The 6685-nt window shown below is 63.2% G+C and carries 3 protein-coding genes and 2 pseudogenes; 2 read left to right on the forward strand and 3 right to left on the reverse strand.

Annotated elements, in window-relative coordinates:
- Positions 1-1272 (reverse strand): annotated as a pseudogene (locus NW815_RS00250) (peptidase M3); the annotation flags it as partial.
- A 469-nt stretch (positions 1273-1741) separates the two neighbouring features.
- Between NW815_RS00250 and NW815_RS00255 the strand changes: the two are divergent.
- Positions 1742-3292 (forward strand): YifB family Mg chelatase-like AAA ATPase, encoded by a 1551-nt coding sequence (locus NW815_RS00255; protein WP_414389788.1) that lies wholly within the window; start codon positions 1742-1744, stop codon positions 3290-3292.
- Between the two features lie 87 nt (positions 3293-3379).
- On the opposite strand, the gene recF is transcribed toward NW815_RS00255, so the two are convergent.
- Entirely contained in the window at positions 3380-4546 is a 1167-nt protein-coding gene (gene recF / locus NW815_RS00260) for a DNA replication/repair protein RecF (protein ID WP_414389791.1), read from the reverse strand.
- A 165-nt stretch (positions 4547-4711) separates the two neighbouring features.
- Positions 4712-5089 (reverse strand): hypothetical protein, encoded by a 378-nt coding sequence (locus NW815_RS00265; protein ID WP_414389781.1) that lies wholly within the window; start codon positions 5087-5089, stop codon positions 4712-4714.
- 231 nt (positions 5090-5320) lie between these two features.
- Here NW815_RS00265 and NW815_RS00270 point away from each other — a divergent pair.
- Positions 5321-6685: pseudogene (locus NW815_RS00270) on the forward strand (DNA mismatch repair protein MutS); the annotation flags it as partial.

Raw genomic sequence — 6685 nt, forward strand, 5'->3', positions numbered from 1 at the left:
GGGATCCTCAGGCCGGAGCCGCTGGCTGATGATAGCAAGAACCTTCAACAGGAGCTCGCTCCCGCCGGATCCCGTTTCTCCCGACCTGGGCGAGAACTCCGTTTCGCCGGGGCGAAAGGCTGCGCCCGCTGCGCGATTGGGCTTGTCTGCCTCGATTGCCGAGCCGACTTCTAGCAGCCAGGGTTTGGCCTGGGCCGCACACTCGGGGCAGAAGTCCTGCAGGGCTGCCCAGATTAGAGAGGTGGCCTCAGCAGAGGTCAGGGGCGGCACGGGATCCCGCCAGGGCGCACGCAAGTCGCAGATGCGAATGGAACGCCCCATGTTTCGGCTTTTGAGGCGGTAATAGTGCTGGAACAGATCCAACCGATCGCGGATCCCTTCCAGGAGGTTCTCCAAAAAAGTTTGAGTCAGGCCGTGGCGGGCCAGATACAGGTCGGCAGCAGAGTCATAGCCCCGCCATTGGGCCTCCCACAGGTGGTCGCGGATCAGGGTGCTGAGGATAAACCCACCCAGATCTGCATGGGCCTCCAGGTGTTGGCCCAGCCGCTGATAGGCAGCCCAACGGATTTCGGCGCTGGCGTGGGTTGGTAAGCTCTGTTCGCGCCAGTGGGACGGAGTTCCTAGCTGGACAAGGGTGTGATCTGGGAGCGCGGCAGGCGAGTTCAGGGTCACTTGCCACAACTGCCGCCAAGCTAACCTTCCTGTTGGGTACTGTTGGTGGAGCAGGCACTCCAGAGGCTCCGGTTGTTGGTGACCCCGCTGCTGCAGGAGGCGACACAAAAACTGGCGAAAGGGGCGCAGCTCCGGCTCGGCACAAGCAGCGGCCAAGGGATCCGAGGGCCGATCCTCTCGCTCCTGCGGCGTCTCAGCTGCGGGTTCGCCGAGGGGAACGGCGGTCAGGGATTGCAGTTCCAGGGGGAAAAACAACAGCTGGCTCTGCAGGGAGATGACCCGCTCCAGATCCCTCCAGCTGGGGTCTGCCTTCGTCCAGGCCATCTCTGGTTCGGCCTCAGCCGGGATCGCTGTTGGAAGGCTGCTGCTCTCGCAACCCTCGGCAAGATGGGCTGCCAGGGCGAGCGCCTGCGTCAGCTCCGACAACTCCTGCAGCGCCACCGCCAGCTCTGGCGGGCTGAGCTGGACCACCTGCCCCCGGTAGCGCTGGGCAAACTGCTGCACCTGCTCCTCCAGTTCATTCCAGGTTAGGGCGCGCTTTTTCCCAGAGCCAGAGAAACGCTCGAAAGGGGGTTCAGCAGCAGGAAAGACCACCGGCATCAGCCTCCTAGAGATGGGGTCGTCCCTCTGTTGGCTTGTCGGCAGAGGGGTGTGCCCGCCTTTTGACCTCTGCCAAAGGGCAAATGGCTGGGGAAATCTGGGTTGGAGGTGCAGGCTGCGATCAGAGGGATCCGGATCCCTGCTATCCCCCCCTGGGGGTTCCCATCCTGGTCAGAACATAGCCTCACCGCTGCTGTGCTGCGCAAAGGCGGCAGCAACAGCCAACCCAAGCCTGAGCCATTCGGCAAGCTCGGATCCGGGATCCCGCATTCATTAAAGACTGCGACTGCGAAAACCGACGTGCCTCCTTTGGGGCAGGAAAAACCTGAGATGATTGTGACATTCTCCTTGGGCAAATGCAGCCGGCAGCGTGGGGATCCCAATTTCGGCCAGGATACGTGTTGGGACAGAATAGGCCTGCGGCCACTTGTGCAAAGGGTAAAAGAACTATCCGAGGGAGGTGACTGCATTGTTTGCCCAAGTCACTGCTGCCGCTCTGCTGGGACTCCGGGCCGTGCAGGTTACGGTGGAGGTGGATGTGGGCGGTGGCTTGCCCCAGATCACCTTGGTGGGACTGCCCGATACTGCCGTTCAGGAGGCCAAAGAGCGAGTGCGGGCGGCGATCAAGAACTCCGGCTTTGCTTTACCCCAGCGGCGGATCATCGTCAACTTGGCCCCTGCCGATCTGCGCAAAGAGGGCCCCAGCTTCGATCTGCCCATTGCCATCGGGATCTTGGCGGCCTCCGGGGTGATCGAGGGGGAAGCGCTGGCCAACACCCTGATGGTGGGGGAATTGGCCCTAGACGGCACCCTACGCCCGGTGGCCGGGGTTCTGCCTATTGCCGCCAGCGCTGCCGAGATGGGGATCCGCCGCCTGGTGGTACCCCAGGAAAATGGGCCGGAAGGAGCGGTGGTGCAAGGGATCCAAGTGTATGGGCTGCCCTCCTTGGCGGCGGTGGTGAACTGGCTGCAGCACCCGAACGGGGTTAAGCCGATCCAGATCCAACCGCAACAGATGGTGTCGGCCAATTGGGAATCCCCTCTGGACTTGGCGGACGTAAAAGGACAAGAACACGCCCGGCGGGCCTTGGAGATAGCGGCGGCAGGTGGGCACAACTTGTTGCTGGTGGGCAGCCCTGGGGCGGGCAAAACCATGTTGGCCCGGCGACTGCCCGGCATTTTGCCCCAGCTGCAGTGGGAAGAGATGTTGGAGATCACCCGCATCTACTCGGCAGCCGGCCTGTTGCGGCAAAATCTCCACCTGGGTGGACAAACCGCCTTGATCACCCAGCGGCCCTTTCGCGCTCCCCACCATTCGGCTTCGGCAGTGGCGCTGGTGGGTGGCGGCCCCTACCCCAAGCCCGGCGAGATCTCGCTGGCCCACCATGGCATCCTGTACCTGGATGAGCTGACGGAATTCCGGCGGGAGGTGCTGGAGGTGCTGCGCCAACCCCTGGAAGATGGCAAAGTCACCATCTCCCGCGCCCGCGTTTCCCTAGAGTTTCCCGCCCAAACCACCCTGGTGGCCTCCACCAACCCCTGTCCCTGCGGCTTCTACGGGGATCCCGTTCACCCCTGCACCTGTACGCCGCAACAGCGGGAGCGCTACTGGTCCAAGCTCTCCGGCCCGCTGCTGGATCGCATCGACCTGCAGGTGCGGGTCAACCGCCTTAAGCCGGAAGAAATTGTCCGCGCCCAGGGCGGCGAATCTTCCCAAGCGGTGCAGCGGCGGGTGGAGCGGGCACGACAACGGCAGCGGCAGCGCTTTCAAAACGAGCCTGGGATCCACTGCAACGCCCAGATGCAATCCCGCCACCTGCGGCAGTGGTGCTCCCTTTCGGATCCCTGTCGCAAGCTCTTGGAAAGCGCCATCCAAAAGTTGGCCCTGTCTGCGCGGGGGAGCGACCGCATCCTCAAGGTGGCCCGCACCATCGCCGATCTCGAGGGCGCGGAGGCCATTGCCCCCACCCACATTGCCGAAGCGATTCAATACCGCAGCCTGGATCGCGCTCGGCTGTAAAGCCCAAGCGCTCGGCGCCGCTGACGCGACCACCCCCAGCCCCCCTCCCAGATAGGGTTTCCCTCACTGCCAGAGCTCCGGCCTGCCCTACGGGATCCCATCCCCTGTTTTGCTGGGAAAAAGCTGCCCCCCTTGCACCTGAAGGATTTGGGCGGCCTTGAGCCAGCTGGCGTCGAAGGAGCCCAGGTGGGTGGTGGTAACCAAGGTTTGCACGCGCTCCTGAATGGCTTCCAAGAGTTGGTTTTGCCGGTGCAGATCCAGCTCTGCCAGCACATCGTCCAACAGCAGCAAGGGCGGATCCCTGACCACCTGCTCGATCAGCTCCAGCTCCGCCAATTTCAGAGCCAAAACCAGAGTGCGCTGCTGGCCTTGGGATCCATAGGCGCGGGCGGCGGCTCCGTTGATGCACAGCTCCACCTCGTCCCGGTGGGGGCCCACCAGAGAGCTGCCCAGGGAGTGTTCGGCGGCGGCTTTGGCGCGGATCTCGGCCAAAAACTGGGCTTGGATCACTTCGGGGCTGGCCTGGGGATCCGGCAGGGGCACTTGGGGTCGATAGGTAAGGGTCAGGGTTTCCCGTCCACCGCTAATGACCCGGTGCCAGTGAGCAGCCAAAGGCTCCAGCCGTTGCAGCAGCCGGGCGCGGCGGCGCATAATTCGGCTACCGGTGGTGGCCAGTTGGGCATCCCAGAAGGCCATCTGCGAGAACTGAACGCCAGCAGCCGCTTGCGTTAGCGGGACAGAGTCCTTGGGATCCTGCTTCAAAAGGGCGTTGCGCTGCCTGAGGATCTGGCGATATTGCTCCACCAGGCCGAGATAAACCGGCTCCAGTTGCAGCAACACCCCGTCCAACCAATGGCGCCGCGTCTCCGGAGCGCCCCGCACCAGCTCCAGATCCAGGCTGGAGAACACCACGGCATTCACCTGTCCCAAAAAGTCCGCCTGGCGGCGCAGCACCTGCCCGTCCACCTTCAGGGATCGCCTGCCGCTGCTGCGCAGCTCCATCACCAGCTCATGGGCCACACCCAGCCGTTCAACCGTGGCGGCAATCTGGGCTTGTCGCTCCTCTTGGTATACCAGCTCCCGATCCCGGCTGGCCCGCCGCGAGCGCAAGGTGGCCAACAGCTCCACCGCTTCCAGCAGGTTGGTCTTGCCCTGGGCGTTCTCCCCCACCAGGATGGTTTTGGGCGCGTCAAAGGTGATCTCTTGATCCCGGTAGTTGCGAAAGTGCCACAGGTGCAGGAAACGCAGGTACACCAAGGGAGATGTAAAGACGCGATCAATATCTAACCAAGAACAGCCCCCGCTTTGGGGGCTTTCACTTTGACCCAACTCCAGCAGGGGCCAGAGAAGATAGAGGGGTTAACCCCGGAAACTCAGCCAGCAGGGATCCCCTCTATCCCCAGTTCCGGGTAGGCCAGATCAGCGCCTGGTCAGGGTAGTCATCCCCCCGAGGCGCTCAGCCGCCAACAGGTGTAGGGCAGCGCGGGCGGCGTAGCGGGCAGCTTTGCTACGGCTGTAGTCGGCGAAGGTGTAGCTGCTGGGATCCGTACTTACGTCGCCCAACAGGTTCTGCACTTGATTCTGCAGGCTAGAGACGCTGCCGGAGTTGACGTTGGCGAAGGTCATCTCTGCTTGTAGCCGACTGAGGTACTCCTGAGCCCGGAAAGCGGCCTCGAAGAAGGAACGGCCAGGGCGACCCATAAAACCCAGCTCCGCTGCCCCGCTGAGCTTGCGCCGGGGATCCCAGCACCAGGGGGGTGAGGAGCACCAAAATCGGCAGGGAACAGCCGAGGGCACGGGTGAAGGAGGAACGAATCCTTTGCCAAGCCACTCGGCCTTACCTCAGGGGGGATCCAACTACCCTGAGCGAGGTCATGGCAACCAACCGCGAAATGGGAATCAGGGGAGAAGGGCTGGGGAAACGTCTCAAACTTCATCTAGACCTGGATCTAGAATGGCCCAAGCTGGTCGGCCCGAGTTGGCTAGACTCCGAACCTTCAGCCCATTGCTTGCCCACGTTTTGATGCCATGAGTTCTTCCGCCGAGCCTACTTGGGATGCCTTAGAGGTGGATCCCGCCCTGCTCACCCCCATGATGCAGCACTATGTGGAGCTGAAGCGGCAGTATCCCCACGCCATCTTGCTCTACCGCCTGGGGGATTTCTACGAGATGTTCTTCCAGGACGCCCAGCGGGTGTCGCGGGAGCTGGAGCTGGTGCTCACCGGGCGGGAAGCAGGGGCCATAGGGCGGGTGCCCATGTGCGGGATCCCTTACCACGCCTTTGACCGCTATGCCGCCCAGTTGGTGGCCAAAGGCTATGCCCTGGCCGTCTGCGACCAGATGGAGCCGGCAGATCAGGCCAAGGGCTTGGTGCGGCGGGAAGTGACGCGGGTGATCACCCCTGGCACCGTCCTCGAAGAGGAGCTGCTGCAGGCGCGGCAAAACAACTACCTGGCAGCCGTCGTGCGGCTCAAAGGATCGAAGCAGGCTCCCTGCCGCTGGGGCCTAGCCTATGCGGATATCTCCACCGGCGAGTTCTGGGTGTGTCAGAGCGAGGGGCAAGAGCAACTGGAGCAGGAACTGGCCCGGCTGCAGCCGGCAGAGGTTTTGCTGCCCACCGAGGAGGGGCTGGGACTAGGCCTCATCCGTCCAGGGGATCCCCAGAAGCCCCTGGGTCTCCCCAACCAATACGCCTATACCCTGCGCCCAGCCGAACCTTTTGAACTGGCGGTGGCGCGGGAGAACCTCATGCAGACCTACGGCCTGCGCTCTCTGGAAGGATTGGGCTGTGAGGGGCTGCCCCTAGCTATTCGAGCGGCGGGGGGGCTGTTGCACTATTTGGAGGAGACGCAAAAGAACCTAGTGCAGCCCTCTCCTCAGGGGGGCCATCCGCTCCTGCGTCCCCCTCGCACCTATCAGTTGACGGATTACCTCATCTTGGATCCCCAAACCCGCCGCAACTTGGAGCTGACCCAGACCATCCGCGAGGGATCCTTTGTCGGATCCCTGCTCTGGGTGCTGGATCACAGCCGTACAGCCATGGGGGGGCGCACTTTGCGGCGCTGGCTAATGCAGCCTTTGCGGGATTCGGAGCAAATCCGCCTTCGCCAAGACACCATCCAAGAGCTTTTGGAAAACCCTTCTCTGCGGGCCCGCCTGGGATCCCTTCTGGACTCTCTGTACGACCTGGAGCGGCTGGCCAACCGCGTCGGATCGGGCACCGCCAACCCGCGCGAGATGGTGGCCTTGGGATCCTCCTTGGGCAAACTGCCCCAGTTGGCCGAGCTGGTGGGGGAAGCTAAGACTCCCCTCTTGCAAAGCCTGCAACAGGTGGATCCCGCCCTGGTTGAGCTGGGCCAACGCATCGAGCACACCCTCCTGCCCTCCCCTCCC

The sequence above is a fragment of the Synechococcus sp. R6-7 genome (genome assembly GCF_047461695.1).
Lineage (GTDB): Bacteria > Cyanobacteriota > Cyanobacteriia > Thermostichales > Thermostichaceae > Thermostichus.